The 25,947-nt window shown below is 68.3% G+C and carries 27 protein-coding genes; 11 read left to right on the forward strand and 16 right to left on the reverse strand.

Annotated features, from left to right (window positions below; translation table 11 throughout):
• Nucleotide 1: 1 nt before the first annotated feature.
• Both ACWEWT_RS01545 and ACWEWT_RS01550 read left to right on the forward strand, forming a co-directional pair.
• The gene (locus tag ACWEWT_RS01545) at nt 2-1,366 is read left to right on the forward strand and encodes an NtaA/DmoA family FMN-dependent monooxygenase (RefSeq protein WP_452555052.1); all 1,365 of its coding nucleotides are present in this window, start codon (nt 2-4) and stop codon (nt 1,364-1,366) included.
• Nucleotides 1,363-2,496 (forward strand): LLM class flavin-dependent oxidoreductase, encoded by a 1,134-nt coding sequence (locus ACWEWT_RS01550; RefSeq protein WP_452555054.1) that lies wholly within the window; start codon nt 1,363-1,365, stop codon nt 2,494-2,496. Before ACWEWT_RS01545 ends, ACWEWT_RS01550 begins: the two co-directional genes overlap by 4 nt.
• A gap of 20 nt (nt 2,497-2,516) precedes the next feature.
• Here the strand turns inward: ACWEWT_RS01550 and ACWEWT_RS01555 are convergent, their stop codons facing one another.
• A complete protein-coding gene (locus ACWEWT_RS01555) occupies nt 2,517-3,239 on the reverse strand; it encodes an SDR family oxidoreductase (RefSeq protein WP_452555056.1) in 723 nt (240 codons plus the stop codon).
• Nucleotides 3,240-3,329: 90 nt separating this feature from the next.
• Here ACWEWT_RS01555 and ACWEWT_RS01560 point away from each other — a divergent pair, with 90 nt between their 5' ends.
• Nucleotides 3,330-3,758, forward strand: a complete 429-nt coding sequence (locus tag ACWEWT_RS01560; RefSeq protein WP_452555058.1) for a MarR family winged helix-turn-helix transcriptional regulator — start codon at nt 3,330-3,332, stop codon at nt 3,756-3,758.
• A gap of 6 nt (nt 3,759-3,764) precedes the next feature.
• Here ACWEWT_RS01560 and ACWEWT_RS01565 read toward each other — a convergent pair whose 3' ends face one another.
• From ACWEWT_RS01565 to ACWEWT_RS01600, 8 genes are all read right to left on the reverse strand, one after another.
• Nucleotides 3,765-5,111 (reverse strand): LLM class flavin-dependent oxidoreductase, encoded by a 1,347-nt coding sequence (locus tag ACWEWT_RS01565; protein WP_452555060.1) that lies wholly within the window; start codon nt 5,109-5,111, stop codon nt 3,765-3,767.
• Complete coding sequence (locus tag ACWEWT_RS01570; protein WP_452555062.1) at nt 5,108-5,854, reverse strand: ABC transporter ATP-binding protein; 747 nt, start codon at nt 5,852-5,854, stop codon at nt 5,108-5,110. The genes ACWEWT_RS01565 and ACWEWT_RS01570 overlap by 4 nt, the downstream gene beginning before the upstream one ends.
• Nucleotides 5,830-6,690 carry an ABC transporter permease gene (locus ACWEWT_RS01575; protein WP_452555063.1) on the reverse strand — a complete coding sequence of 287 codons (861 nt, stop codon included), beginning with the start codon at nt 6,688-6,690 and terminating at the stop codon, nt 5,830-5,832. The genes ACWEWT_RS01570 and ACWEWT_RS01575 overlap by 25 nt, the downstream gene beginning before the upstream one ends.
• Nucleotides 6,690-7,778, reverse strand: coding sequence for an ABC transporter substrate-binding protein (locus tag ACWEWT_RS01580; protein ID WP_452555065.1), 1,089 nt, complete (start codon nt 7,776-7,778; stop codon nt 6,690-6,692). Before ACWEWT_RS01580 ends, ACWEWT_RS01575 begins: the two co-directional genes overlap by 1 nt.
• 307 nt (nt 7,779-8,085) lie before the next feature.
• Nucleotides 8,086-9,732, reverse strand: coding sequence for an alkaline phosphatase D family protein (locus ACWEWT_RS01585; protein WP_452555067.1), 1,647 nt, complete (start codon nt 9,730-9,732; stop codon nt 8,086-8,088).
• Nucleotides 9,733-9,818: 86 nt separating this feature from the next.
• Nucleotides 9,819-10,880: a phosphotransferase gene (locus ACWEWT_RS01590; RefSeq protein ID WP_452555069.1), complete on the reverse strand. Its 1,062-nt coding sequence runs from the start codon at nt 10,878-10,880 to the stop codon at nt 9,819-9,821.
• A gap of 122 nt (nt 10,881-11,002) precedes the next feature.
• Nucleotides 11,003-11,194 (reverse strand): hypothetical protein, encoded by a 192-nt coding sequence (locus ACWEWT_RS01595; protein WP_452555071.1) that lies wholly within the window; start codon nt 11,192-11,194, stop codon nt 11,003-11,005.
• A 397-nt stretch (nt 11,195-11,591) separates the two neighbouring features.
• A complete protein-coding gene (locus tag ACWEWT_RS01600; protein ID WP_452555073.1) occupies nt 11,592-11,975 on the reverse strand; it encodes a DUF5313 family protein in 384 nt (127 codons plus the stop codon).
• A 163-nt stretch (nt 11,976-12,138) separates the two neighbouring features.
• On the opposite strand from ACWEWT_RS01600, the gene ACWEWT_RS01605 reads away from it, so the two are divergent.
• On the forward strand, nt 12,139-12,579 hold the full coding sequence (locus ACWEWT_RS01605; RefSeq protein WP_452555075.1) for a MarR family winged helix-turn-helix transcriptional regulator: 441 nt from the start codon (nt 12,139-12,141) through the stop codon (nt 12,577-12,579).
• 9 nt (nt 12,580-12,588) lie between these two features.
• On the opposite strand, the gene ACWEWT_RS01610 is transcribed toward ACWEWT_RS01605, so the two are convergent.
• The 3 genes from ACWEWT_RS01610 to ACWEWT_RS01620 form a co-directional block, all read right to left on the reverse strand.
• Nucleotides 12,589-14,169 (reverse strand): alpha/beta hydrolase, encoded by a 1,581-nt coding sequence (locus ACWEWT_RS01610; RefSeq protein ID WP_452555077.1) that lies wholly within the window; start codon nt 14,167-14,169, stop codon nt 12,589-12,591.
• A 213-nt stretch (nt 14,170-14,382) separates the two neighbouring features.
• Nucleotides 14,383-14,841 carry a hypothetical protein gene (locus ACWEWT_RS01615; protein ID WP_452555079.1) on the reverse strand — a complete coding sequence of 153 codons (459 nt, stop codon included), beginning with the start codon at nt 14,839-14,841 and terminating at the stop codon, nt 14,383-14,385.
• Nucleotides 14,842-14,911: 70 nt separating this feature from the next.
• Complete coding sequence (locus tag ACWEWT_RS01620) at nt 14,912-15,382, reverse strand: nuclear transport factor 2 family protein (RefSeq protein WP_452555081.1); 471 nt, start codon at nt 15,380-15,382, stop codon at nt 14,912-14,914.
• Between the two features lie 146 nt (nt 15,383-15,528).
• Between ACWEWT_RS01620 and ACWEWT_RS01625 the strand changes: the two genes are divergently transcribed.
• On the forward strand, nt 15,529-16,185 hold the full coding sequence (locus tag ACWEWT_RS01625; protein WP_452555083.1) for a PaaI family thioesterase: 657 nt from the start codon (nt 15,529-15,531) through the stop codon (nt 16,183-16,185).
• 36 nt (nt 16,186-16,221) lie between these two features.
• A complete protein-coding gene (locus ACWEWT_RS01630) occupies nt 16,222-17,010 on the forward strand; it encodes an SDR family NAD(P)-dependent oxidoreductase (RefSeq protein WP_452555084.1) in 789 nt (262 codons plus the stop codon).
• Between the two features lie 95 nt (nt 17,011-17,105).
• Here the strand turns inward: ACWEWT_RS01630 and ACWEWT_RS01635 are convergent, their stop codons facing one another.
• Entirely contained in the window at nt 17,106-17,600 is a 495-nt protein-coding gene (locus ACWEWT_RS01635) for a nuclear transport factor 2 family protein (RefSeq protein WP_452555086.1), read from the reverse strand.
• A 100-nt stretch (nt 17,601-17,700) separates the two neighbouring features.
• Between ACWEWT_RS01635 and ACWEWT_RS01640 the strand changes: the two genes are divergently transcribed.
• Nucleotides 17,701-19,437, forward strand: coding sequence for an AMP-binding protein (locus ACWEWT_RS01640; RefSeq protein ID WP_452555088.1), 1,737 nt, complete (start codon nt 17,701-17,703; stop codon nt 19,435-19,437).
• A 237-nt stretch (nt 19,438-19,674) separates the two neighbouring features.
• Nucleotides 19,675-20,475: an inositol monophosphatase family protein gene (locus ACWEWT_RS01645; protein WP_452555090.1), complete on the forward strand. Its 801-nt coding sequence runs from the start codon at nt 19,675-19,677 to the stop codon at nt 20,473-20,475.
• A 60-nt stretch (nt 20,476-20,535) separates the two neighbouring features.
• Here the strand turns inward: ACWEWT_RS01645 and ACWEWT_RS01650 are convergent, their stop codons facing one another.
• The 3 genes from ACWEWT_RS01650 to ACWEWT_RS01660 are packed head-to-tail and all read right to left on the reverse strand — an operon-like array spanning nt 20,536 to nt 22,497.
• Nucleotides 20,536-21,249, reverse strand: a complete 714-nt coding sequence (locus ACWEWT_RS01650; protein ID WP_452557631.1) for an RNA-guided endonuclease InsQ/TnpB family protein — start codon at nt 21,247-21,249, stop codon at nt 20,536-20,538.
• Complete coding sequence (locus ACWEWT_RS01655) at nt 21,207-21,752, reverse strand: hypothetical protein (RefSeq protein WP_452555092.1); 546 nt, start codon at nt 21,750-21,752, stop codon at nt 21,207-21,209. The genes ACWEWT_RS01650 and ACWEWT_RS01655 overlap by 43 nt, the downstream gene beginning before the upstream one ends.
• Complete coding sequence (locus ACWEWT_RS01660) at nt 21,745-22,497, reverse strand: IclR family transcriptional regulator (RefSeq protein ID WP_452555094.1); 753 nt, start codon at nt 22,495-22,497, stop codon at nt 21,745-21,747. Before ACWEWT_RS01660 ends, ACWEWT_RS01655 begins: the two co-directional genes overlap by 8 nt.
• Nucleotides 22,498-22,664: 167 nt before the next feature.
• Between ACWEWT_RS01660 and ACWEWT_RS01665 the strand changes: the two genes are divergently transcribed.
• The 3 genes from ACWEWT_RS01665 to ACWEWT_RS01675 all read left to right on the forward strand — a co-directional run bounded on the left by ACWEWT_RS01665 (nt 22,665) and on the right by ACWEWT_RS01675 (nt 25,945).
• Complete coding sequence (locus ACWEWT_RS01665) at nt 22,665-23,480, forward strand: SDR family NAD(P)-dependent oxidoreductase (RefSeq protein WP_452555096.1); 816 nt, start codon at nt 22,665-22,667, stop codon at nt 23,478-23,480.
• 28 nt (nt 23,481-23,508) lie between these two features.
• Nucleotides 23,509-24,423, forward strand: a complete 915-nt coding sequence (locus ACWEWT_RS01670) for an NAD-dependent epimerase/dehydratase family protein (protein ID WP_452555098.1) — start codon at nt 23,509-23,511, stop codon at nt 24,421-24,423.
• A gap of 139 nt (nt 24,424-24,562) precedes the next feature.
• Nucleotides 24,563-25,945: an MFS transporter gene (locus ACWEWT_RS01675; protein ID WP_452557633.1), complete on the forward strand. Its 1,383-nt coding sequence runs from the start codon at nt 24,563-24,565 to the stop codon at nt 25,943-25,945.
• Nucleotides 25,946-25,947 lie beyond the last annotated feature (2 nt).

Consider the following 25,947-nt stretch of genomic DNA (forward strand, 5'->3'; position numbering starts at 1 on the left):
TATGCCGAAGCCGCAGTCGGGTAAGCAGATCCATCTGGCCGCTCATTTCCCGGGCGTCAACAACACCACCGTCTGGAACGATCCCGAATCCGGCAGCCAGATCGACTTCGACTCCTTCACACATCTGGCCCGGACGGCCGAACGCGGACTGTTCGATTTCTTCTTTCTCGCCGAAGGCCTGCGACTGCGTGAGCACCGCGGCCGGATCCACGATCTGGACGTGGTCGGCCGCCCCGATACGTTCACGGTGCTCAACGCACTCGCCGGGGTCACCGACCGGCTGGGCCTGGCCGGCACCATCAACACGACCTTCAACGAACCGTTCGAGTTGGCGAAGCAGTTCGCGACCCTCGATCACCTGTCCGGCGGGCGGGCCGCCTGGAACGCGGTCACCTCCTCCGACGCTTTCACCGGCGAGAACTTCCGTCGCGGCGGGTACCTCGAGCACGCCCAGCGGTATACGCGGGCGGCGGAGGTCGTCGCGGCCACCCGTGCGCTGTGGGACAGCTGGCCGGCCGACGCGCTCGTGGTCGACCGGGAACGGGGCGTGTTCACGACACCGCCGCCCGAGTTCCGTTATCGCGGCGGCCAGTTCGATATCGAGGGCACTTTCGTACTCCCGCGCAGCCCGCAGGGATATCCGGTGCAGTTGCAGGCCGGGGATTCCGAGGAAGGCCGGGAATTCGGTGCCGCCACCGCGGACGCGATCTTCAGCCGGCACGGCGAACTCGCCGCCGGCCAGGAGTTCTACACCGATATGAAAGGCCGGCTCGCCGAGTACGGCCGCCACCGCGACGATCTGCTGATCCTGCCCGCGGCCACCTTCGTCCTCGGCGACAACCGGGCCGACGCCGAGGAACGCGCGCAGCACATCCGGCGGCGGCAGGTCGGCCCACAGACCGCCATCGCCTTCCTGGAACAGGTCTGGGGCCGCGACCTGTCCGCCTACGACCCCGACGGCCCGCTGCCCGATATCGAACCGCTCGACGATGTGACCGTGACCCGCGGCCGGGTACGTCATGCCCGGGATCCGCGGGCGGTGGCACAGCAGTGGCGGGAACGGGCCGCAGCGGAGAACCTGACGATTCGCGAACTGATCATCGAGGTCACCGCGCGTCAGCAGTTCGTCGGGTCACCGGCGGAGGTCGCCGCCGAAATCGACCGTTACGTCCAGGAGGACGCCGCCGACGGGTTCATCCTCGTCCCTCACCTCACCCCGGCGGGGCTGGACGAATTCGTCGACCGGGTGGTCCCGGAACTGCAGGACCGCGGCACCTACCGCACCGAGTACACCGGCACGACCCTGCGTGAACACCTGGGTCTGCGCCGTCCCCATCGAGCCGACGAGAAAGTACGAGCGTCATGACGGTACCCCTGTCCGTTCTGGACCTGTCGCCGATCAGCACCGGATCCACCGCCCGGCAGGCGATCCGGAACACCATCGACCTCGCCCGGCACGCCGAGGCATGGGGTTACCGACGGTTCTGGGTGGCCGAACACCATTTCGTCGCGGTCGCCTCCGCGGCGCCGACCGAACTGATCGCGCTCATCGCCGGCGCCACCGAGACCATCCGCGTCGGTTCGGCCGCAGTCCAGGCCGGATACCGCACCTCGGCCTCGGTCGTCGAATCGTTCGGCACCATCGACGCACTGCACCCCGGACGGCTCGATCTGGGTCTGGGTCGCTCGGCGCATCGGATCGGCCGGTTCCGGTCCGCGGCCGCCCCGGCCGCGCCCACTCCGCAACGCCCGACCGAGGTCCGCGACGGGGTGGTGATCCCACCGCCGTTCGCGCCCGACCGGATCCGCGACACCACCCGGTTGGTCGCCTCACTGGAAGCCCTGCGGCTGCCCGGTGCCGAACCGCTCGACTACACCCGGCAGGTCGAGGAGATCCGCGCGCTGCTCGCCGGCACCTATTCGACCGCCGACGGTATCGCCCTGCACGCCGTGCCCGGGGAGGGCGCCGGGGTCGAACTGTGGTTGTTCGGCAGCAGTGCCGGCGAGAGCGCCCAGCTGGCCGGTTCGCTGGGCCTGCCGTTCGTGGCGAACTACCACGTCTCCCCGGGGACCGTCCTGGAAACCGTCGCGGCGTACCGGAAGGCGTTCCGGCCGTCGCCGCGCTATCCGGAGCCGTATCTGGTGGTTTCGGCCGATGTCGTTGTCGCCGCGCAGGAGTCGACCGCCCGCCGTCTGGCCTCCACCTACGGGCACTGGGTGGCCGGTATCCGCAGCGGCGCGGGCGCCGCGGAATATCTGGACCCCGATACCGCGCCGCCGCTGACCGACGATGAGCGGCGGCTGGTCGACGACCGGGTGAGCACCCAATTCGTCGGAACCCCCGCCTCGGTCGCCGCGCGCTTGGCCGCGCTGCGCGATCTCACCGGCGCCGACGAACTGGTCGTCACCAGTGTCACCTACCACCACGAGGACCGCCTCACCTCGCACCGACTCCTGGCCGAGGAATGGGGTCTGAGCCGCGCTCGTGCCGCATAGCCGTGCGGCGGGGGGTGAGCTCAGAAGGCTCCGCCCGAGGCGGCAAGGGACGCGCCGGTGACCCACCGGGCCCCCTCGGAAGCGAGAAAGGCCACGATATCGGCGATATCGGCGGGTTCGCCGATTCGGCCCATCGGGATCGTCGCGGCGATCTGCTCGAGCTGCCCGACCCCGGCGGCGGCCAGCGCGTCGGTGCGTACGGCGCCGGGCAGCACACTGTTGACCGTGATCGCGCGGGGCGCCAGTTCCCGGGCGAGTACGCGTACCAGCTGTTCGGACGCGGCCTTGCTGGCTGCGTAGAGTCCGGATCCGGGCCGGTGGGTGAGTGTCGCGCCGGAGGACACCAGGACGATCCGCCCGCCGTCGCGTACTCGGTTCGCGGCCTCACGCAGGACGAAGAAGGTGGCTTTCGTATTGATCGCGAACTGCTGATCGAAATCGTCGTCGGTGGCCTCGGCGAGCGGGGAGAAGCGTGCGATACCGGCGTTGCTCACGACGATATCGATACCACCGAATGCCGTCGTGGCCGCGTCGAACAGGCCGCGCAGCTGTGCGGGATCGGATACCTCGGCCCGGGCGGAAATCGCTCGGCCGCCGGATTTCTCGATCTCGGTGACGACTTCGTCCGCGGCCACCCGGCCGGTTCGATAGTTGACGACGACCGAGGTCCCGGTGCTGCCCAGGCGCTGCGCGACGGCGCGGCCGATACCGCGCGATCCGCCGGTGACCACTGCTACGGGCACGACTACCTCCAAAAGTGTGTGATCTAGATAGTCGATATCATCGACTAATAGACATACCCCGTCAACTGTCGATCATCTAAACTGCTCGTCGTGGCAGTGAACGATCACGACCTGGTTGCCGCTCTCGGCGGGCTCTACCGCGAGGTGAACGCGTTCTACGGTGCGATAGCCCGGGAATTCGGCCTCACCGCTCAGCAGATCGCGCTGCTCTGCCTGGTCCAGGACCAGCAGCCGACCTTCGGCGAAATCGCCGCCGCACTCGGCTGCGACAAGACCAATATCACCGGCATGGTGGACCGGCTGGAGCGTCGCGGATACCTGGCGCGGCAACCGGATCCGGCCGACCGAAGGATCAGCCGGGTGGCGCCGACCACGGCCGGAGTGGCGATCGGCGAGGATATCCGCGCGGCCATCGCCGGTAGGCTCGCCGCGACCCTGCCGCATGTCGCCCGGATCGAACTCGCAACCGCCGCAGTCGATCTGGTCGACGCTCTGTCCGACCGCGGCGGTTCCCGGTAGTGGTCGCTAACCGGCCACCGGCTGTGGCGCGAAACGGCTCGCGGGTTTGGACAGCCCGAGATGGTCGCGCAGCGTGGTGCCGGTGTACTCCGTCCGGAACAGGCCGCGCTGCCGCAGGATGGGCACCACGGTCTCGGTGAAGATCTCCAGGCCACCGGGATAGTAGGGCGGCATCACATTGAAACCGTCGGCCGCGCCGCCGCGGAACCATTCCTCGATGGTGTCGGCCACCTGCTCGGGTGTCCCCGCGAACACCCGGTGCCCGCGCGCACCGGCCAGCCGGTGCAGCAGGCCGCGCAGGGTCGGCTGCTCACGCGCGACGATCCCGGCGACCACCTGCCGCCGGCTGGCCGAATTATCGGTGACATCACCGGCGTCGGCGAACAATTCGACCGGAACCGGTTCGTCGAGTTCCAGATGCCGCAGCGATTCGTGCGCCAGGGATTCCAGCTGCGCGATGCCGTACTCGGGCACGGTGAGCTCGTTGAACTCCCGCTCCAGCTGTTTCGCTTCGCCTTCGGTGCCCGCGATGAACGGACTGATCCCGGGCAGGATCTTCACCTGTCCGGGATCCCGGCCGAACTCCGCCGCCCGCCGCTTGATATCGCGGTAGAAGGTCCGGGCGTCGCCGAGCCGCTGATGTGCGGTGAAGATCGCCTCGGCATACCGGCCGGCGAACGCGCGGCCGTCATTGGACGCCCCCGCCTGCACCAGCACCGGATACCCCTGCGGTGTGCGTGCCGAGTTGAAAGGTCCACGCACCCGCAGGTACTCGCCCGCGAAATCGATGGGATGGATCTTGTCCGGATCCGCGTACCGGCCGCCGGCACGGTCCAGCAGGATGGCGTCGTCCTCCCAGCTGTCCCACAGCGCCGTGACCGCGTCGACGAATTCGCGAGCCCGGGCATAGCGTTCGGTGTGATCGGGATGCCGGTCGAGCCCGAAATTGGCGGCGGCCAGATCGGTACCGGTGGTGACGATATTCCACCCGGCCCGGCCGCCGGAGATATGGTCCAGCGAGGAGAACAGCCGGGCCAGGTTGTAGGGCTCGTAGTAGGTGGTCGACGCGGTGGCGATGAGGCCCAGATGGGTGGTCGCCGCGGCGATGGCGGTCAGCAACGTGATCGGTTCGAGGCCGGGCGCCGCGTTGTAGGCGACATTGGTCCGCAGCGCCGGTCCATCGGCGAAGAACACCGCGTCGAAGGTCGCGGCCTCGGCGGTCCGGGCTATCTCCTGGTAGTAGCCGACATCGTAGATCCGGTCCGGACGGCTGGCCGGATGCCGCCAGGCCGCCTCGTGGTGCCCGGCCGGATAGATGAACGCGTTGAGGCTCAGCTGCCGTGGTTCGGTCATCGTGAATCGTCCTCGTACTGAGTGGAGTCGGTGGAGACGCCGAGCGCGGCCAGCAGCCGATCGCGGTAGTGGGCGACGGCGGGATCGCCGTGCCGCCGCGGCCGGGCCTGCTCGATGGCGAGATCGACCGCGATACGGCCCTCGTCCAGGACCAGCACCCGATCGGCGAGCAGTACCGCCTCGTCGACATCGTGGGTGACCAGCAGTACCGCCGGACGATGCCGGGCGCAGAGGTCCTGGAGCAATCCGTGCATCCGGATCCGGGTCAGCGCGTCCAGCGCGCCGAACGGTTCGTCGGCGAGCAGTAGGGCCGGTTCGCGCACCAGGGACCGGGCCAGCGCCACCCGCTGCTGTTCGCCGCCGGACAGCTCCCGGGGCCAGGCCTTCTCCCGGCCGGCCAGACCGACCTCGGCCAGCGCATCGCGCCCGCGCTGCGCGGCCCCCGGTCCGGTCAGGCCGAGCGTGACGTTGTCGAGCACCTTGATCCACGGCAGCAACCGGGAATCCTGGAACACCACCGAGCGCTCCCGCGGGACGGTCAGTTCGCCGTCGCCCGCGATATCGTGATCGAGTTCACCGAGCGCCCGCAGCAGTGTGCTCTTCCCGGAGCCGCTGCGGCCCAGCAGCGCCACGAACTCGCCCCGCGCGATATCGAGATCCACTCCGCGGAGCACGATCCGGTCACCGAAACCGCGCCGCAGCTCGCGGACCCGTACCGTCAGTCCGACAAAGTCTGTCGCCATACCAGCGCCCTCCTTTCCAGCGCCCGGACCGCGAGATCACCGAAAAGGCCCAGCAGGCCGTAGATCACGAGTCCGACCACGATCACGTCGATCTGGCCGTAGGTGCGTGCCTGGGTCATGAGATAGCCGATACCGCTCGTGGCATTCACCTGCTCGACCACCACCAGCGCCAGCCAGGAGATGGTGACGGCCAGCCGCAGCCCGGTGAAGAAACCCGGCAGCGAACCGGGCAGCGCCACCCGCCGGACGAAACCCCAGCGGGACAGGCCGACCGTCTGTGCCAGCTCGACATACCGGGCATCGACCCCGCGCAACGAGGCATGCGTATTGATGTATACCGGCACCAGCACACTGGCGGTGATGACGATGAGCTTCATCTCCTCGCCGATTCCGAACCACACGATGAACAGCGGGATCAGCGCGAGGGTCGGAATGGAACGCTTGATCTGTACCGGGCCGTCGACGAGCGCCTCGCCGACCCGGCTCAGCCCGGAGACCAGGGCGAGCACCACACCGATCGCGACACCGAGCACCAGACCGATCGCGGCGCGCTGCAACGAGGTCAGCAGATTGGTCTGGAGCGTGCCCTCGGCGATCAGATCACCCGCGGTCCGGGCCACATCCCACGGCGCCGGAAGCGTTTCGGGATCGAGGAGGCCCGACAGCGAACCGATCACCCAGGCGGCCGACAGCAGTACCGGCCCCAGCGCGAAACCGAAGGGAATCGGCCGGCCGGGACCGAGCCGGACCCGGCGGCGGGACCGGGTGGACCGGGCCGGTGCCGCGAGCGGGGCGGAGCCGGTCCGCGCGCCCGCGGAGACGTCCAAGGTAGCCATTACCGTTTCTCCTGTTCGAATCGCGCGCCCACCGCGGGGACGGTTTCGGTGATCACCTGGTCGAACCGTGTATCGAACCCGTCCGCGGCCTCGACCTTGCGCGGCAGCTGACCGGCCGACTCGAGGACGTCGATGGTCGCCTGCTGCGCGTCGATCAACGTCTGATCCAAACGGGGAAAAGTGAATTCGCCGAGGGAATCGACGATCCGGCCGGCGTCCTCGGCACTGAGCTTCTGATTCTCGATGTAGTAGATCCGGGCCCATTCGTCACGATGGGTGTTGGTCCAGTGGAACGACCGGACGAACGCCCCCACCAGTGCGCGCAGCGCGGCGGACTTCGCCGGATCCTGCGTCGCCTCCCGCCGGGCGTACAGGTAGCCCAGGCCGAAATAGATCCCGGTGGTTTCCGAGTCGGCGATCACCGTGGCACCGGGAGTGCGCAGGAACCGGGTCAGCCGTGGTTCGTTCAACGGTGCGATATCGACCTGCCCCGTCCGGACCGCATCGTTGAAATCGGCCAGCTTCAGGTTCACGAGCTCGACATCGGACGTGCTCAGACCGGCCTTGTCCAGTGCGCGCAATACCGCGGCCTGCTGTGCGGTGCCCTCGGCGTAGGCGATCTTCTTACCCTTCAGATCGGTCAGCCGGGTCGCCGTCACCCCCGGCGCGACAGCGAGCTTGATCCCCGCCGGATCCGTCTGATACGCGGCGACAATGGGTACGTCCTGTCCGGCGGCGAGCGCATGGATGGGCGGCACATCACCCACCGGAGCCACGTCGGCAGCCCCCGCCCGGAACGCCTCCAGGATCTCCGGACCGCCGATGAAATTCGCGAACTCGACCTCGAACGGCAGTTTCTCGAGCTCTCCGGAGGCACGCAACGCTGTCTGGAAACGTTCCTGCTGGTCGGCGATCACCAGGGTGGTGCCGGGCGGGATCTCGGTGGGCAGGGGTGTATCCAGTGCCGCACCGCTCGGCCCGTCGCCGCTGGTGCACCCGGTCAGTGCCATTCCGGCAGTGGTGAGGGCGAGCAGCATCGCTACCGACCTGAGACGGAAACGCGCGGCGAGAGAACGAGACTGGTGCATAGCGGCATTGAAACAACGCCGCGACCGCGAGGGAATGATTAATTCGACCCTGATCCGAACTGTGTTTATTTTGCGGCGCCTTCGGCGCCGCAGGGGGCGGGGCCCTGTCGACCCCGGTCTTCATTCCTGCGCTCAGTCGCCGCGCTCCTTCGCTACGTCGCTCCGGAATCGGGGCGGGCCCCGCCGGTGAGGTGGACCGTCCGGAGTGAGTGTGAGGGGGTGTCGGCGCGCCCGGTCTCCTGGGTGATTCGGCGCCGTTGCGGGTGGTCGATGGGCCGCGCGTATCGAATGCACCCGGGCGAGCGCGTCACCCCGCGGGACGGATACGGCCGCCGTGCGGCAGCTCCCACGAGGTGGCGAGCCGGGCCGCGGTGCCCGCATCGGTGACGTCGGCGACGTAGTACCAGTCCATTCGTATCCGGTCGGGCACGATCTCGACCACGCCGTACCCGTGCGAATCGAGTTCCGCGTAGCGGATATGCGGATTGAGCGCGCGGACCGAATTCTCCAGTGCGACCGAACCCGTGCGCGGTGGGGTCGGTAGCAGGTCGCCGATTCCGGCCGAGGTCACCGACGGGACCACGAATTCGGCTCCCGCGGTGGGGCCGGCGGGATAGCGGGCGGCTTCCAATGGGACATCGGCGGCCCAGGAGCTGTGGATATCTCCGGTTAGGAAGACGATATCGCCGACTCCGCGGTCGGTCAGCACCTGGAGCAGCCGCCGCCGGTCGGCGGGGTATCCGTCCCACTGGTCGGTGTTCAGTGCGAAACCCTCTCGCGGGATGCCGAAGACCGCGGTGACCGCCGCGGTGGTGTCCGGGTCCAGCGGCGGGAACGCCAGTGGCGCGATCATGACCGAGTTGCCGACCACCTGCCAGCGCGCGGATCCCGATACCAGGCCCGCGGTGAGCCACTCCAGCTGGCGCGCACCGGTGATCGTGCGCGCCGGGTCGTCACCTTCCCTGGTGCCGGGTTCGGGTTGCCGGTCCCGATAACTGCGCAGGTCCAGCATGGACAGTTCGGCCAGGGTCCCGAACCGCAGCCGCCGGTAGATCCGCACTTCTCCGGCCGCGGAATGGATCCGTACGGGCATCCATTCCGAATAGGCGCGCATCGCGGCGGCCCGCCGCTCCGGCCAGCTGCCCTCGGTCGCGGGATCGTGGTTCTCGGCCCCGCCGGACCAGGCGTTGTTCGCGGATTCGTGATCGTCCCAGGTGCAGACGAACGGCACCCGCGCGTGCAGGGCGGTGAGGTCGGGGTCGGTTTTGTATTGTCCGTGCCGGATCCGGTAGTCCGCGAGCGAGACGATCTCGTGCGCCGGCTCGTGCCGGCGGACCGCCCCGCCGCGGCCGCCGTGCGATCCTGCCGCGTATTCGTACAGGTAGTCGCCCAGGTGGACGACGATATCCAGATCGTCGCGGGCGGCGAGGTGACGGTAGGCGGCGAAATAGCCGGCTTCCCAGTTCGCACAGGAGACCACACCGAAACGCAGCCGGTCGGGTTCCGCCGAATCCGCCGGGGCGGTCCGGGTACGGCCGACCGCGGAGGTCCGGTCGAGGGCCCGGAATCGGTAGTAGTAGTCGTGTGCGGGTTCCAGGCCGGGTACATCCACCTTCACCGTATGGTCCGATTCCGCGCTGGTTGTCACGGATCCGGCGGTGACCACGCCGGTGAACCCGGGATCCGTGGCGATCTCCCAGTGCACGACGGCCGGGTCGCCCGCTCCCGAACCGGGGACGGCGTCCGGTCCGACGGTGACGCGGGTCCAGAGGATCACACTGTCGGGCAGCGGGTCGCCCGAGGCGACGCCGTGCGCGAACACCGGGCTCGCCGCGGTCGCCGTGGGTACCGGTAGTGCGGCCGTGGCCGCGGTCACCACCCCGGCGCGCAGTACCGTCCGGCGATCCAATGCGCCCGGGAATCCGCTCTTCGAAACGATGCCGTTTCCGCTCACGTTTCCCGATCACAGCCGATCGCGGCGGAATCGGCAAGTCCGGGCGTGGCGCGGGGCGCCGTGTGTCCCAGTGCCGGGTGATCCGCTCAGCCGAGTAGTAGTTCGAGTGCGCCGGTATCCAGTACATGGGCGCAGTGCCGGGCCAGCATGGTGGTGAACAGCCGGTCGCCCCGGTCGGTGCGTTCCACGACGACCGAGGCCGCGATCGACATCACCACCCCCATGAAACTCTGCCGGCGCACCGATTCCCGCACCTGCGCCGGGGTGAGCGCCGACTCCGCCCCCAGCGCCCGGTGATAGGCCCGGAGCAGTTCGTCGTAGCCGGCGCGGCGGGTCTCGACGGTCAGGGCGCCGCCGAGGAAATACGCCAGATCGGTCGATGCGGGGCCGGCCATGACACCCTGCCAATCCACCACTGTCAGTGGTTGTTCCGCGGCCGCGGTCCCGAACAGCATATTGTCCAGCCGGTAGTCGCCGTGGACCAGTCCGCGCGCGTCGGTGTCCACCAGCGCGAGATAGTGGTCGAAAGCGCCCACCAGCGCGTCGCATACCGAACGCTGGGCGACCGTCGTCTGCTTCCCGTACCGCTCCAGGAACAGAACGTACAGCTGTTCGAGCAATGCCTGATCGAGCAGCGAACTCCGGTCCAGCCACTCGGCGTCGAGGAGTTCCGGCCGGGCGGCCACCAGCGCGTGCAGGCGCCCGAGTTCGCGCACCGCGATCGCCGCCTGTTCCCCGGTCGCACCGCGGATCTCGTCGCCCACCACGGCCGGTGCCGCGTCCGCGAGCAACAGATCGAAGGTGCCCGAGTCCGGATCGATAGCGGCGTGGAAGCACCGTGCGACCGGGCCCGCGGACAGCTGCGGGACCAGTTCGCGATAGAACCGCACCTCACTCGCGTACAGTCCCATCGCCGCCCCGGTCTCCCGGCTCGTCGGATCCTGGGCGGCGACTTTCAGGACGACCGACTGCGGGCCCACGACGGCGCCCGCGTACTCGAGATCGATCCGATAGCAGTCGCTGACCTGACCGGTTCCGATCCGGTCGTATCGGAAGGCGGCCACCTTCCCGCAGCCGAGTGCTGTCGTCAACCAGGCGGTGGTGAGTTCGGCCGGGCCCGCTACGAGGCTGTCGGAAGAATCCTCCATGACGAGAAATTACCGCTCCGCGATCGGTCACCGAGGGTGATCGGAATATTTACTGTTGATTCAACAGAACGGTGTGTCACCCAGGATGGGCTGCGATGTGGCCGGAAGCCGGGCAGTGCGCCTCAGGCTGCTTCGTTCTCGTGCAGGCGGAGTTCGAGGTTCACCCGGCGGACGAGGTGGCCGACCGCCCAGGGCGCGAATTCGCAGGCGATCCAGGCGCCGTGCCGATCGTCGAGACCGAGCAGGCGGCAGGCATGTCGCAGGTCGTCGCGCATCCGTACGACGTCGGTGTCGCGCTCGCTGGTATCGCTCATGGCCGCTCCGGGGACTGGGGAATGAGAAAGGCGCGTCGGTCGGTTATCGCGCCTGCCGCACCGGATGTTTCGCGCAGGAGCCGGTCGGTGGTCGAGGACACACCGTATCGTCAGAGGTGGGCGCCCTGATCGCGGTGCTTCGGGTGTTTCTGTTTCCGCCGATACTGTTTGCCCGACGGAATCGGCCGGGCGGCATTGGATGAGCGTTGCGCGTTGCGGCGACGCCAGCCGGTCAGATCCGGTCGTTCCTCCGGTGGCAGGGGCCCGGGCACGGTGTGCTCTCGAGTTCGTGATCGCATCAGGAAACCATCCGCAACATTCGTTCGTCGCGCAACCGAAATTCCGCGGTCGCCCGGTACCGTCGGCTGCCGCCGGGTGCGAACCGGGCGACGGTCGCTCAGGCGGCCCTGCCGTACCGGCGTTCGTAGTTCAGCCGATCGTCGGCGCGGCGCCGCTGTTGCGCAGTATCGGCGAGTTCGGGATCGAGGCCGTGCTGTACGAGCCGATGGCGGCGGTAGACGTAGACCAGGGCGACGGCGAAGTAGACGATCGGTATGTAGAGCAGTGCCATCATGGCGGCGTGCATCCACAACGGTCCGGGCAGCAGCAGGAACAGGCCCAGTGGCGGGATCACCGGCAGCAGGAAACGCAGCAGGTAGCGCCGGGTGGCCCCGGGGCCGGTGAGATCGTCGACCACCCAATCCGTCAGTACGGCAGGCAGAGTCGCACCGCAGATGTAGCGGATCCGCTGTAGGGCGGTGGGTTTCGTGCGTGCGGGCATCGGTCTGCTCCCTCGACTCCGGATGAGCTGTGGAGCCACTCATCCCTATCCGATCGTGCAATAATAGATCGTACACGAATTGATCGGGTGCGATCTGTTGCCGGTGCGCGCCGGTCCAGGGTCCTGTCCGTATCATCCCGAGGAGATCTGTGTGGAGGTGCACATGAGCAGCGCGATCGAGGATCCTCTGCGGCTGGAGCGGCAGGTGTGTTTCGCGCTGGCGCTGGCGAACCGGGCCGTGCTGGCGATCTACCGGCCCCTGCTGGAGCCGATGAAGCTCACGCATCCGCAATATCTGGTGATGCTGGCGCTGTGGGGGGACGCCCCACTGTCGGTGAAGGAGATCGGCGAACTGCTCCAGCTCGATTCGCCGACGCTGTCCCCGCTGCTCAAACGGCTCGAGGCGCTGGACTACATCACCCGTACCCGTGATCCGCGGGACGAGCGCAACCTGGTCGTCGACCTGACGAGTACCGGGCGGGCGCTACGCGCCGAGGCCGAGAAGATTCCGCCCGCCGTGGTCGAACGGCTGGGGCTCGGACTGGACGACCTCGAAGAACTGCACGGTGTCCTGACCCGCGTGAACCGCGCGGCCCGGCGGTAGCCGCCGAGGTCACGCCGGTGGATCGAAAGGGGAGCGGTCCGCGGCGCAGCCGGTGTTCTCGGCGGGCAGCCGGGCGGTGACCAGGTACTCGCGTTTGACCTGCTCCGTGCAGGTGCTCGGAACGTACATGCTGCTGTGGCCGATTCCCTCGGTCACCACCACCCGGGCTTCGGCCAGCTGTGCGGCGCCGGCGTAGGCGCCGGCAAGGGGAGTGGCCGGGTCGAATCTGCTGTTGAGTACCAGGATCGGTGCGGCGGTGCGCCGGTTCCACGGGCCGGTGTAGCGGTCGGCATCGTGACCCTGCCAGAACGCGCAGGTGATACTGCTGAATACCGCGACCCGTCCGAAATACGGCACGCGCAGATCCTCCGATACCGCGGCGCGACTGTAGACGCCGGTATCGGTGGGAACGGTACTGTCACTGCACTGGATCGCGTGATAGGCCTCGGTGCGGTTGCCCACATAGGACGCGCTGACCGGTTGCAGGCCGGGAATGCCGGTGCCCGCGTCGAACAACTTCTGCAACAGCTCCGCGAGGTCCGGGAAGGTGGCCGGCTGCGAGAGGCCGGCGGCCGCGTTGACGATATCGGAATACGTCCAGACACGGCCGTCCACTCCGATCGGGGCCGATCGGGCACGCTCGGCGAGTGCGATCCACTTCAGCCGGGGATCGCCGGCGGAGAACGCGCATCGCGGGCCGACTTCCGTGCACTGCTGCAGGAAAGCGCCGAACGCGGCGGCGATACCGTCGGCCACATTCTGCCGGGTGTCCAGCGGAAGCGTGGTGCCCTGGGCCTCGTGGCCCTCGATATTGCCCTCGAAGTCCAGCGATCCGTCGAACACCATGGCCCGCACCCGGCCGGGGAACATATTGGCGTATATCGCGCCGAGCTGGGTACCGTAGGAAATACCGTGATAGGTGAGTTCCGGATCGCCGACGGCTCGGCGCAGGAGCTCGAGATCTCGTGCGGTATCGGCGGTCGACGCGTGGTTCAGGATCGGCCCCGCCTGCCGCGCGCACCGGTCGGCGAACTGCGCGGACCAGTCGTAGAACGGCGCCTCGTCCGGTGGGGTGGCGGGCATCGGGGGCATGGCGGTGAGGAACGCCGATTGTTCCGCCTCGGTGGGAAAACACCGCACCGCGGCGCTACGCCCCACCGCCCGGGTGTCCCAGGAGACCACATCGAATCGTGACCGCAGTTCTTCGGAGAACAACCACGGCCAGCGCGCTCGCTCCCGGAGCCGGTCGACCCCGGAAGCGCCGGGGCCGCCGAAGTTCACGAACAGGGTACCGATGCGCCGATCCGTATCGGCCGCGGGCAGTTTGATCACCGCGAGGTCGATCCGGTCGTCACGTGGCCGGTTGTAGTCGAGCGGTACCTGCGCCGACGCGCACTGGAATCCCTCACCGCAGTCGGACCACTGCAGCGACGGTGTGTCCGCGGTTTCGGCCGGGCCATCGATATACGGGTCGGCGCTGTCCTCCGCCGCGGCGGGCACCGGGGTGGTGACGAGGCCGACGCCGACCGTGAGCGCCAGAACCGCTCGCCGGATCCGTGCCGAACTATCGGCTCCGAAACGCAGATCCACTCCAGAGCCCTTCGTGTGCACACTTCGATGAACCGAATGATCCTGTCACACTCGCGGATCCGATGCCCCGGGGGCAATATGTGGCGGCGCGGGAGCTGGATCGACGCCATCCGTCGATGCGGAACTGCCACTCGGCGGATCTTTTCGCGGCCGAATCGGAAACCGGGACCGCCGGGCACCCCTGGACAGGTGATCCACTGGTGCCGGATCGCATCAGGTCGGATCCGCCCCGGTGTCGCGGGCCTCGACGGCCGCGACCGTCTTCCGGAACGCAGTGCGCAGGACACCCTTGCCGACGCTCCCGACCGCGGCGCCGAGCACGCGGCCTTTGAGGTTCTTGCCCTCGCGTACGATCACGACATCCACCTCGGTTCTGCCGTCGGGCAGGGTCGTGAAGCTGTAGGTGTGGCCCGACCGTCCGCCCCACAGATTGGAGTCGGTGGTCGTCATGACGACGCGGCCGGGGTCGGACCAGTCGTACCGCAGGCGTTCCCAGATACCGCGTGAGCCTTCCGTGACATCGGCCTCGGTGGCACCGCGGTGGTGCACTTCGAGGTATTCGTCGGTGCTGTTCCCGAACAGTTGTTCGCGGCCGGGGCCGAAGTCGGTGAGTGCGGCGACGAACTGTTCGGGGGTCGCGGTCGTAGTCTCGGTGAAGTGGAGGGTGGCCATGATGCTGCTCCTTTCCCGGCGGTGGCTACCTCGGCTGTCCGTGCGCAGGTACTACCCGGTTTTCGTCAGCTCACGCCATCGGGTCGCGCCGCGTCGATCGGGTCACCGGTACATCCTCGGTGAAGTCGACCACGAGTTCGCGACGGGAGAACAGCCAGGTGCCCTCGGTGTCGGTGAAGGTGTCCTGATACCGGATGGCGACGCGGTGGTCGCGGTGACCGTCGCCGCGGGCGTAGAGGTGGTGCGCGGTGCAGTAGGTCTCACCGCGTACCTCCCCGCCGGTACCGATATCGAGCACCTGCTGCTCCACGACGTGCCGGGTGGCCACCAGGTGGGACACCGCTCCCACCACCGCCAGGGCCACCTTCCGCCTGCCCCGTAATTCGCTCGGTGCGTCCCGTCGGCGCAGTTCGGGTGGCAGTACGAGCACCACCGCCGCAACGAACAGGGACGCGAGCGCTGTGGTGTCCCGGCGGTCGACGGCCTGCGCGTAGCGCGCCGCGAGCGCGGTCAGGGCTGGACGATCGGCAGGCTCCACCACACCATCTCAACTCGGATCGGCTGCGTATCGAACCGGCCTTCTCGCTGGGTGAGACTGTGGCGCGCCTCGTCCGGCACCCACCGCTAACGTCCGGCCCACACCGCGACAGATCGACCGGTACCGATATACGCCACCATGGAGATTCGATGACCCACGATGTGAACGTCCGCCCGACGGTGGCCGATTCTCCGGACGGCAGTGTGCTGACCTCGGCACCTCGGGACATCCCCGTCGACCGTGCGACGGCCGCGGCGCGGCGGGTGGTCGACGCGTTGCTGCGCACCGAGCGCGCGAACGCGAATCTCGAACGGGTCGCCGAAGAACTCGGCAGTATCGCCGACCACCTCGATCAGCACGCTCCGGCGGTGGCCGAACGGTTGGTCGATATGTGGCACGGCGAGGGGGTCACCCGCCACGACCCGGTCACGGGCCCGGAGAACGCGCTCGCGCCGCCGCTAGTGCTCACCGGTCGTGCGGACGGATGGGTCGACGGTGTGGTCACTCTGACCATCCCTTATCAGGGGCCGCCGGGGCATGTGCACGGGGGAGTGGCGGCGCAATTGCTCGATCACACTCTCGGGGTCGCCAATATGTGGGCCGGATGCAATGGGCCCACCGCGCAGCTGAATGTCCGATATCACCGTCCGACCCCGTTGTTCGTCCCGCTCACGGTGCGTGGCCGGATGGTGTCGCAGCACGGCTCCAAGATCAATTCGGTCGGTGAGATACGCACCGCCGACGGTGTCCTCTGCGTTTCCGTGGCGGGATTGTTCATCGACAAGACGGTTGCGCGGCCGCGCTAGCGCCGGCGATCCCCGCACGAACAAGGAGACACTCGTATGGGTACGTTGACCGACCGGGTGGCGATCGTCACCGGAGCCGGGGCGGGAATCGGGCGCGGTATCGCGGGCGCCCTGGCACGTGCGGGTGCCGCTGTGCTGGTCGCGGAGATCGACGAGGCGGCCGGCGCGGATACCGCGCGGTGGCTGATCGAGACCTGGGGCGTACCGGCGCTGTTCGTGCACACCGACGTATCCGACCAACGGCAGGTCGAGGCGATGGTGGACGCGGCGGTCGCCGAATACGGCCGCCTGGACATCCTGGTCAACAATGCCTGGCGCGGCCGCGCCTATGCCCGCCTGGAGCGGACACCCCCCGAGAACCTGACCGCCGGTTTCGATATGGCGGTGATGGCCGCGTTCTGGGCCATGCAGCGTGCCTTCCCGGCACTGGCCGAGCACGGTACCGGCCGGATCGTCAACCTGGCGAGCCTCAACGGGGTGAACGCCCATATGTACTCGGTGGCCTACAACGCGGCGAAGGAGGCGCTGCGTGCGCTCACCCGGACGGCGGCCCGCGAATGGGCGCCGAAGCAGGTGTGCTGCAACGTGCTCTGCCCCGGCGCGCAGAGCACGGCCTACCAGCGAATGGCGGCGGACAACCCGGAGATGGCGGCGTCGATCAATGCGGCGAACCCGATGGGCCGCCTCGGTGATCCACTCGACGATATCGGTCCGGTCGTCGCGTTCCTCGCCGGCGACGGTGCGCGCTACCTCACCGGAAATACCCTGTTCGTCGACGGCGGCGCGCATATCAACGGTGTGCAATGGGCACCGGCAGTCGACTGAACACCGGCTTCGCGGGTGATCACGCGGGCCGATCCCATCCGAACCCGGGCGAGATGCGGTATCGGGTACGTGCGGCCGGCCCGTCGGTCGCGTGGTCAGTCGTGGTGGAACCCGCCGCGCGTATGCTCGCTGAGATCGCCGGTGTGGTCGATGCAGAACAGTCGCCGGGTGAACCGCCAGCGTCGGTCTTTGTACGCGAACCCGTCGAAATAGCGGCCGGTCAGAATGGGTTGCAGCGGTAGTGCACCGGCGGCCTGTACGACGGTGACATACGACAGCGCGGTCGCGGTGGCGTTATCGTCCGCGACGCGGATGCGCACGTTCGTGGTGAGGTGTTTCGTCCGCGGGGTACCCGGTGTGCCGTGCATCTTGACGAATCCCTGATTGGCATCGAGTACGGCCTGCGCATCCGCGACGATGGGCGTACCGACCGGATCGCCCGCGCCGTCGCACAGCCCGTACACCGCCTCGGCGAACAGTTCCGCGATTTCGTCGAGCGCGCCGCGATCGATCAGGTGTGAGTAGGCGAAGATCAAGTCTCTGATCGCCTCGGTCGCCGCCAGCCGGGCGATCGTATGCTCGAGGTCCATCCGGAGAAGATCTCACGACCACCGCGAGCGCGGTGGACTTTTCCACTGGCCGAGACCGGATCGGCTCGGCGGGCCTCGGTGTGGCTAGCGTCGGATCGGAATGCCGGCCGGGCGTCACCGTGGCTGTCCGGCGGCCGACCGGAGGGCAGGAGCCGAGTTGGAACGTGTGACCATAGCGGAGATGCTGCTCGATCGCGTCGGCGATACCCACCCGGGCGTACGAACCCGGGCACAGGACTGGACCTGGGACGAGACGGTGCGGGAGAGCGCGGCCCGGGGCGCACTGGCCACTTCGCTGCGTATCGACGGTCCGTTCCATATCGGCGTGCTGCTCGAGAACACCCCCGAGTTCCTGTTCTGGCTGGGCGGTGCCGCGCTGGCGGGGGCGGTGATCGTCGGCATCAACCCGACCCGGCGCGGTGCCGAACTCGAGGCCGAGATCCGGTATGTCGACTGCCGGTTGATCGTCACCGATACCGCGGGTATGGCGAAACTCCGCGATCTCGACCTCGGACTGAGTGCGGATCGTTTCCTGCTCGTCGACGCACCGTCCTACCTCGACCAGGTGACGGCACACCGGGTCGACGTGCCGGTCGCCGCCCCGGCGGTGGACGAATCGTCGCTGTTCCTGCTGCTGTTCACCTCCGGCACCACCGGTATGTCGAAGGCGGTGCGCTGCAGCCAGGGCCGGTTGGCCCGGCTCGCGTACGCGAACATCGAGAAATACGGCCACGTGCGCGACGATATCGACTACTGCTGTATGCCGCTGTTCCACGGGAACGCGCTGATGGCGCTGTGGGCACCGGCGGTGGCCAACGGCGCGACCGTCTGCCTGACGCCCAAATTCTCCGCATCCGGCTTCCTGCCGGATGTGCGGTTCTTCGGTGCCACCTTCTTCACCTACGTCGGCAAGGCATTGGGCTATCTGATGGCGACCCCGGAGCGGCTTGACGATATCGACAACACCCTGGTCCGCGGGTTCGGTACCGAGGCTTCGCCGGAGGACAGGGCGGAGTTCGCCCGCCGGTTCGGCGCCGAACTGTTCGAGGGGTACGGCTCCTCCGAGGGCGCCGGATCGGTACGGTCCGACCCGGCTGCCCCCGCCGGCGCGCTGGGCCGGCCGGCCCACGCCGATATCGTCGTGGTGGATCCGGAGACCAGGGACGAATGCGCCCGGGCGGTGCTCGACGGGCACGGCCGGGTACTCAATCCGGACCAGGCCATCGGTGAGATGGTCGACAAGGGTGGCGCCCGGCGTTTCGAGGGGTACTACAAGAACGAGGCGGCGGTGGCCGAGCGGATCCGGCACGGCTGGTACTGGACCGGTGATCTCGGCTATATCGACGAGGCGGGATATATCTATTTCGCCGGCCGCAAGGGCGACTGGATCCGCGTGGACGGGGAGAACACGTCGGCACTGATGATCGAACGGATCCTGCGGCGGCATCCGAAGATCATCGCCACCGGGGTGTACGCGGTACCCGATCCGCGTTCGGGTGACCAGGTGATGGCCGCGATCGAGGTCGCCGATATCGCGGACTTCGACCCGGTCGAGTTCGCGATATTCCTCGACGGTCAGGATGATCTCGGTACCAAATCGGCGCCCCGGTTCGTGCGGGTGTCCACCGGGCTACCCGTCACCGGGTCGAACAAGATACTCAAACGTGAACTGCAGGAGCAGCTGTGGCGCGGTGCCGATCCGGTGTATCACCGGATCGGGCGCGGGGCGCCGGAGTACGTACCGCTGACCGACGCGGACGTGCGGGCGCTCGAACGCGAGTTCCACCTCCACGGCCGTGCGAGATTCCTGCCGGACCGGGGTGTTCCGAATTCTTGACCGGGCTTCGCTGCGGTCGGGCGGCGCGGCGGAATATCTAAGGAGGCGGGATATGGAACTCGGCGCCGATCGGATCGCACTGTCGGCCGCACACCACGCCACATCCCCGGATCTGGTGACCGAGGAGGTGGGGTAGTGCTCGAAACGGCTGGGCCGCTGATCGTTTCCGGGCGGTACGCGGCACCCGGAGCGCAAGGCCCGTTGGCACTGTCCGTTTGGTGCGGATAGCTTCGTTTCATGCAGGACCACCTCGACGACCTCCGCTTCGCCCATGTTCTCGTGGATACCGCAGACGCGGCGAGCATGGATCGCTTCAAGGCTCTCGACCTCGATGTCGCGGCGAAACCGGATCTGAGCAGAGTGAGCGCGGTCGAAACCGAAGTGGAGAAGCTCGTTCGCGGCCAGCTGCAGCGTGCCCGTCCCCGCGACGCGGTGCTCGGTGAGGGCGAGGGGCTGGCGGGTACCGGTCCCCGCTGCTGGGTGGTCGACGCGATCGACGGCCTCGAGAACTATGCGCGCGGGGTCCCGGTGTGGGCCACCCAGATCTCTCTGCTCGAGGCGTCGGAGGGCGGCTACCGGCCGATTGTCGGCGTCGTCTCCGCGCCCGCGCTCGGCCGTCGCTGGTGGGCCGCGAAGGATCACGGTGCCTTCACCGGCCGCAGCCTTTCCTCGGCGTCCCGTTTGCGGGTCTCCCGTATCTCGCGGCTGCCGGACGCGTCGCTGGCCTACTCCACCCTGACCGGTTGGGAACAGCAGGGCCGGCTGAACGGCTTCCTGAAGCTGTCCCGCGCTGTGTGGCGCACCCGCGGGTACGGCGACTTCTGGCCCTACATGATGGTGGCCGAGGGCGCGGTGGATCTCTGCGCCGACCCGGAGCTCTCGCCGGGCGATATGGCGGCCGGCGCCGTGATCGTCACCGAGGCCGGTGGCGATTTCACCGGCCTCGACGGTAAACCGGGTGCGCTCGGCGGCAGTGCGGCAGCGTCGAACGGCCTGCTGCACGACGAATTGCTGGTGTATCTGAACAGCGATCTCTGACAGCGTGTCTGATAACTCGTGTGGGGTTATCGGACACCGCCCTTCTCGGGCGTCCTCGGTTCACACCCCGGCCGGGGAATGAGCCTCGGTTTCCGCGTCTTCCGGGCCGGTTGCACCGGCACCCACAGGGTGCCGGTCAGCGCCTTCCCGTCGGCGGACATTGGTGACCCGGCCCCCTGTTCGGAGGTCCGGGGATCGTGAAACGTCTGTGGTTGCCCGGGTCGCCCAGGCGGCGAGGTCGGCCGCGGCGTTCAGGTCCCGATCGGCCCGGTAACCGCACCCGCAGGTGAATACCCGATCCGCCAGTGTGAGAGCCGCGTTCAGGGTGCCGCAGGCAGAACACCGTTTACTGGAGGGGAACCACCGGTCGGCGGTGACGGCGGTGCCGCCGCGCCACTGCTGTTTGTAGGACAGCAGTGGCGCGAAGTCTGCCCACCCGGCGTCACCGATCGCCCGGGCCAGATACCGGTTGCGCAGCATTCCCGCTATGTGCAGGTCTTCGATCACGAGCCGGTCGTGGGTTTTGACCAGCCGGTTGGTGACCTGATGCAGGAAGTGCCGGCGGATAGCACCGATCCGGTGGTGGTGGAGTGCCGGCCGTGCGGCGGCCTCTTTGCGGTTGTGTGATCCCTTCTGTTTCCGCGACAGTGCTTTCGCCAATTGCCGCTGCCGCCGTAACCCGGCCGCCAGGGGTTCGGGTGGGTCGTCGATCCGGACGGTTTCGGTGCCGTCTACGGTCGCGGCGACCAGGAACGTCGAGAGCCCCCGGTCGATCCCGACCCAGCCACCGTCGTCACCTGCGTCGCGGGCCGGTGGTGGTGGGCGGGGTGCAGGTCGGCGGCCTCGACGGCCAGGCTGATCCACCAGCGCCCGGCCCGGGTCGAGACCGTGGCGTACAGAATTCTCGCCCGTCCACCGGCGATCATGCGGCGCAGGCGGCGGGTGTCGTCACGGACCCGCAGTGTCCCGAGACCTGGCAGCGTCACCGACCGCGCGACCCCGTGGTCACCGACCCGGATCGCCGCCCGTCCCGTCTCGGAGTGTTTGTTCCGCAGCCGGAACGCAGGCGTACCGGCGTGTTTCTTCGTGAATTTCGGAAACCCGACCCGGCGGCCTCGACGTTTCCCGCTCCGCGAGTCCGACCACGCGGCCAGCGCGCGACCGCAATCGACCGCCGCCTCTTCGAATACCTGCTGACATACCTGGTTACGCCAGGCCGGTCCGGTCACCCGCACCTCGGTGACACCGTCGGTGTCGACGGTGACCGCGTCAGGCACCCAGCCGGTCGGGACGGTAGCCGGTCGGGACGGTAGCCGAGGTCGTGGCGCGGGGCAGACCCATCCGGCGCCCGATCTCGGCCGCCGCGGCCTGTACCGACTGTCGTATCCGCCGGTCCGCGCGAATCCTCGCCATCGAACCGAAAATCGAGACGGCGGCGGGATCGTCGTGACCCGCGATCTCGATCGGCACGGCGACGCAGCTGAATCCCTTCATACACTTCTCGTGTTCGGCGACCACCCGCATCTCCCGGGCCCGGTCGATATCCGGTGAGCTGCCGCGGGCGGACCGGTCGGCGGTGAGCAGTGCCTTACCGATCACCGACGATTCCGCGGGCATCCGGCTGCCGACGCGGGAGCGGACGGCGGGGACGAGGTCGCCGCCGATCTTCGCGAGGTAGACCACCTCCGGCCCGTCGAGTACCCCCAGGTGCACGATACAACCGGTCGCCCGGTGCAGCCGGTGCAGACTGGGCAGCGCGGCCCGGCGCAACGAATTCTGCTGGGCCGCGGCCGAGCCCAATTCGATGATGCGCATACCCAGGTGGTAGTCCTTGCCACTGCGTTGCACCCAGCGCAGGGCGACCAGCTGTTCCAGCGCACGATGAACCGACGACAACGGTAATCCGGTGGCGGCGACGATCTGGGACAGGTTCCGGCGTTCGACACCGTCCAGTGCGTCGAGGATCAATGCCGCCCGCCGGAGCACTCCGGCCGGGGTCTCCTCGGGGCTCGGTGAGCGCATCCGATCTCCTTCCTCGCCGGCGCGACGCGACGAGCCGATTCCACGCGAGCGGTCGGCCTCGGCGCCACCTCGCACAATAGGTCGTGTTCCGCCTTCGCGTGGACGATATTTCCACCAGCCGGAAACATGGGTGTCGGCCGCGGGTACGAATGGTCTGTAATCCGTCGATGACCGATTCTCCGTCATTCACCCCCGGCGCGTTGCTGGCCGGTCGGCGCGCTGTGGTGACCGGAGCCGCCGCCGGTATCGGCGCCGCGGTCGCCCGGGCGTTCGCCGCCCACGGTGCCGCTGTGCTGGCCGCCGATATCGAACCGTTCGGCGTATTCGAATTCGATCCCGCGGCCGGCGGTTCGATCACACCCGTCCGGTGGGATGTGCGGACCTCGCCGTGCCCGTCCGAACTCGTCGCGCACCGGCCTCATGTGCTGGTCAACAATGTCGGCCACTATCTACGGCCGCCACAGACTTTCGCCACCGACGAACCGTCGCTCTGGGCGGAATTGCACGAGATCAATTTCGCGCATGTCCTGCGGCTGATCCATGCCCTGCTGCCGGGAATGGCCGGACAGCGCAACGGTTCGATCATCAACCTCACCACGGTCGAGGCCCACCGCGCGATTCCCGGCCACGCCGTGTACTCCGGCTACAAGGCCGCCCTGACCGGGTTCACCCGCTCCCTGGCCGCGGAGACCGGGCCCTCGGGTATCCGGGTCAACGCGATCGCGCCGGATCTCATCGAATCGGTCCAGGTGCCCTACGCCACGCTGGTTCCGGAGGAGGACCGGTCGCTGTGGCCCACCTGGTCACCGCTCGGAGGTCCCGGCCAACCGGAAGATGTCGCAGGTGTCGCGCTCTTCCTCGCCTCCGACCTGTCCCGGTTCGTCACCGGCAGCACCGTCCACGTGGACGGCGGAACCCATGCGGCGGGTGGCTGGGTGCCGCGCCGATCCGGGGGCTGGACCAACCGTCCCCGCAACCCCTGATCCCGATTCCGAACCGAGAGGTACTCCTGTGAAAATTCTGATCATCGGTGGCACCGGCATGATCGGCGCGCATACCGCCGTGCATCTGGCCGAGCACGGTGACGAGGTCACCGTCGCGGCCCGCGGGCCGATACCCGACGAGTCGCCGGTAGCCGGATTCCCGTCGCTGACCGGCGATTACACCGTGCCGACTTTCACCCGGACCCAACTGTCGCGCTTCGACGCCGTCGTCTTCGCCGCGGGCCAGGACGTCCGGCACAAGAAACCCGGTGACGATACCGAGCTGTTCTGGGAGCGCACCCAGAGTGCCGGGGTACCTCGCATCGCCGAACTCGCCCGCCGGGCCGGGGTCGGCAGATTCGTCCAGGTGGGCAGCTACTACCACCAGCTGCGCCCGGATCTGGCCTCGGACAACCCGTATATCGCGGCACGCCGGGCCGCCGACGAGGGTGCTCGCGCTCTCGCCGGCGAATCGTTCACCGTATGCACCCTGAATCCACCCTCGATCATCGGTGCCGTACCCGGTGCGTCGGCCCGGCGCTATCGGCGCATGATCTCGTGGGCGGCCGGAAACGAACCGGATATTCCCGATTTCGCGCCGACCGGCGGTACCAACTACATGTCGGTGGCTTCGCTGGCGCAGGCGATCCGGGGCGCGCTGCGGTACGGGGAATCCGGCGCCGCCTACCTCGTGGGCGACCAGAACCTCACCTATCGGGAGTTCTTCCAGATGATGGTGGACGCCGCGGGCGGCCGGCGGGTCATCGTCGAACGCGACGAGCCGCATCCGCTGCTCCCCGATACCGCCATAATCCAAGGCCGCGGGAACACCCTGGCCTACGAGCCGGACGCCGACGAGGTGCGCCTGCTCGGCTACGCCCGCGACGATTGCGCCCCAGCGCTCGCCGCGCTCGTCGCCGCGGTCCGCGCGGCCGCGCACTGAACAATTCGATCACCGGATCGGGGCCGCGCAGAACGGTATTAGACATTGCCGCGCAGTCACCTCTCCCCAGATGCTGGAGCTCCCTGTGAACACCCCGAACCAACGGCCCGGAGCCGGATCGGAACCGCACCACGGTGCGGTGGGCAGCGCGCACGATAACGCGCAGATACGCAAGGTCGCGGTGTCGAGCCTGCTCGGCACCGTCCTCGAGTACTACGATTTCCTGCTCTACAGCACCATGGCGGCGCTCGTCTTCGGGCGCCTGTTCTTCCCGGCGGCGAATTCGGCGGCCTCCACCATCGCCGCGTTCGGTACGCTGGCCGCCGGTTACGCCGCACGTCCGATCGGGGGCGTGGTGTTCGGCCACTTCGGCGACCGGCTCGGGCGGAAATCGATGCTGATCATCACGATGCTGATGATGGGTGGCGCGAGTTTCGTCATCGGCCTGCTCCCCGATTACCGGGCCATCGGCGTCCTGGCTCCGGTGTCGCTGATCGTGTTACGGCTGATCCAGGGCATCGCGATCGGGGGCGAATGGGGCGGGGCGGCGCTCATGGTGATCGAGCACGCCGACGCCCGCCGCCGCGGTAAGTGGGCGGGGATCATGCAGCTCGGCTCGCCGATCGGTTTTCTGCTCTCCACCGTCGTGGTGATGCTGGTGAGCCTGCTCCCGGACGAGAGCCTGTATTCCTGGGGCTGGCGGTTACCGTTCCTGCTCAGCGGAATACTGGTGGTGATCGGCCTCTACGTCCGGCTGGGTGTGGTCGAGAGCCCGGTCTTCCGGGAAGCGGCGGTCACCGCGGACAAGGCGCCGAAGGCCACGACGCCGCTCGGGCAACTGCTGCGGCATCCCCGCCCGCTCGTCCTGGCCTGCGCGGCCGGTATCGGGCCGTTCGCCCTGACCGCGCTCGCCACCTCGCACATCATCGCCTACGCCACCGGAATCGGCTATCACGCATCGGAGGTGATGCGCGCGCTGGTCATGGTTTCGGCCTTGTCGCTGATCACCATTCCGTTGTTCTCCACACTGTCGGACCGGGTGGGCCGGCGCGCGGTGGCGCTGACGGGTGCGCTCGGGGCGGTGGTGTTCGCGCTCCCGCTGTATGTACTGGTGAATACCGGCTCCGCGCTGTGGCTGACCGTCGGCCTGCTGATCGCGCAGGTGGTGCAGAACCTGATGTACGCGCCACTGGCGCCACTGCTGGCGGAGATGTTCGGGACGCGGATTCGCTACACCGGTGTGTCGCTGGGCTATCAGATGTCCAGCCTGATCGGGGCCGGTTTCGTACCGCTCGTCGCGAGCAGTCTGCTCACCTCGGCCGGCGGCTCCAGCCTGCCGTTGAGCGCGATCATCGTGGTCACCGCCCTGGTCACAGCGATCGCGCTCTGGCGCACGGCGGAGACACGGGGGCGCGACCTGACATCGGTGTCCGGTGTGCCGAGCGTAGGGGACAGCGCGCGGTCCGGCACGGCCGCGACCGACGGGCCGCCGGAACCGAACTCGCGCGCCGCCGTCTCGTAGTA

The sequence above is a fragment of the Nocardia sp. NPDC003963 genome, from assembly GCF_053605105.1.

Bases quoted from the DNA above. Each gene is read 5' to 3' on its own strand.
- ACWEWT_RS01570 (WP_452555062.1), bottom strand. From the start codon at position 5,854: ATGGCGACAGACTTTGTCGGACTGACGGTACGGGTCCGCGAGCTGCGG.
- ACWEWT_RS01605 (WP_452555075.1), top strand. From the start codon at position 12,139: ATGAGCAGCGCGATCGAGGATCCTCTGCGGCTGGAGCGGCAGGTGTGT.
- ACWEWT_RS01590 (WP_452555069.1), bottom strand. From the start codon at position 10,880: ATGGAGGATTCTTCCGACAGCCTCGTAGCGGGCCCGGCCGAACTCACC.
- ACWEWT_RS01595 (WP_452555071.1), bottom strand. From the start codon at position 11,194: ATGAGCGATACCAGCGAGCGCGACACCGACGTCGTACGGATGCGCGAC.
- ACWEWT_RS01625 (WP_452555083.1), top strand. From the start codon at position 15,529: ATGACCCACGATGTGAACGTCCGCCCGACGGTGGCCGATTCTCCGGAC.
- ACWEWT_RS01635 (WP_452555086.1), bottom strand. From the start codon at position 17,600: ATGGACCTCGAGCATACGATCGCCCGGCTGGCGGCGACCGAGGCGATC.
- ACWEWT_RS01575 (WP_452555063.1), bottom strand. From the start codon at position 6,690: ATGGCTACCTTGGACGTCTCCGCGGGCGCGCGGACCGGCTCCGCCCCG.
- ACWEWT_RS01630 (WP_452555084.1), top strand. From the start codon at position 16,222: ATGGGTACGTTGACCGACCGGGTGGCGATCGTCACCGGAGCCGGGGCG.
- ACWEWT_RS01640 (WP_452555088.1), top strand. From the start codon at position 17,701: ATGCCGGCCGGGCGTCACCGTGGCTGTCCGGCGGCCGACCGGAGGGCA.
- ACWEWT_RS01580 (WP_452555065.1), bottom strand. From the start codon at position 7,778: ATGCACCAGTCTCGTTCTCTCGCCGCGCGTTTCCGTCTCAGGTCGGTA.
- ACWEWT_RS01665 (WP_452555096.1), top strand. From the start codon at position 22,665: ATGACCGATTCTCCGTCATTCACCCCCGGCGCGTTGCTGGCCGGTCGG.
- ACWEWT_RS01565 (WP_452555060.1), bottom strand. From the start codon at position 5,111: ATGACCGAACCACGGCAGCTGAGCCTCAACGCGTTCATCTATCCGGCC.
- ACWEWT_RS01545 (WP_452555052.1), top strand. From the start codon at position 2: ATGCCGAAGCCGCAGTCGGGTAAGCAGATCCATCTGGCCGCTCATTTC.
- ACWEWT_RS01660 (WP_452555094.1), bottom strand. From the start codon at position 22,497: ATGCGCTCACCGAGCCCCGAGGAGACCCCGGCCGGAGTGCTCCGGCGG.
- ACWEWT_RS01645 (WP_452555090.1), top strand. From the start codon at position 19,675: ATGCAGGACCACCTCGACGACCTCCGCTTCGCCCATGTTCTCGTGGAT.
- ACWEWT_RS01550 (WP_452555054.1), top strand. From the start codon at position 1,363: ATGACGGTACCCCTGTCCGTTCTGGACCTGTCGCCGATCAGCACCGGA.
- ACWEWT_RS01600 (WP_452555073.1), bottom strand. From the start codon at position 11,975: ATGCCCGCACGCACGAAACCCACCGCCCTACAGCGGATCCGCTACATC.
- ACWEWT_RS01615 (WP_452555079.1), bottom strand. From the start codon at position 14,841: ATGGCCACCCTCCACTTCACCGAGACTACGACCGCGACCCCCGAACAG.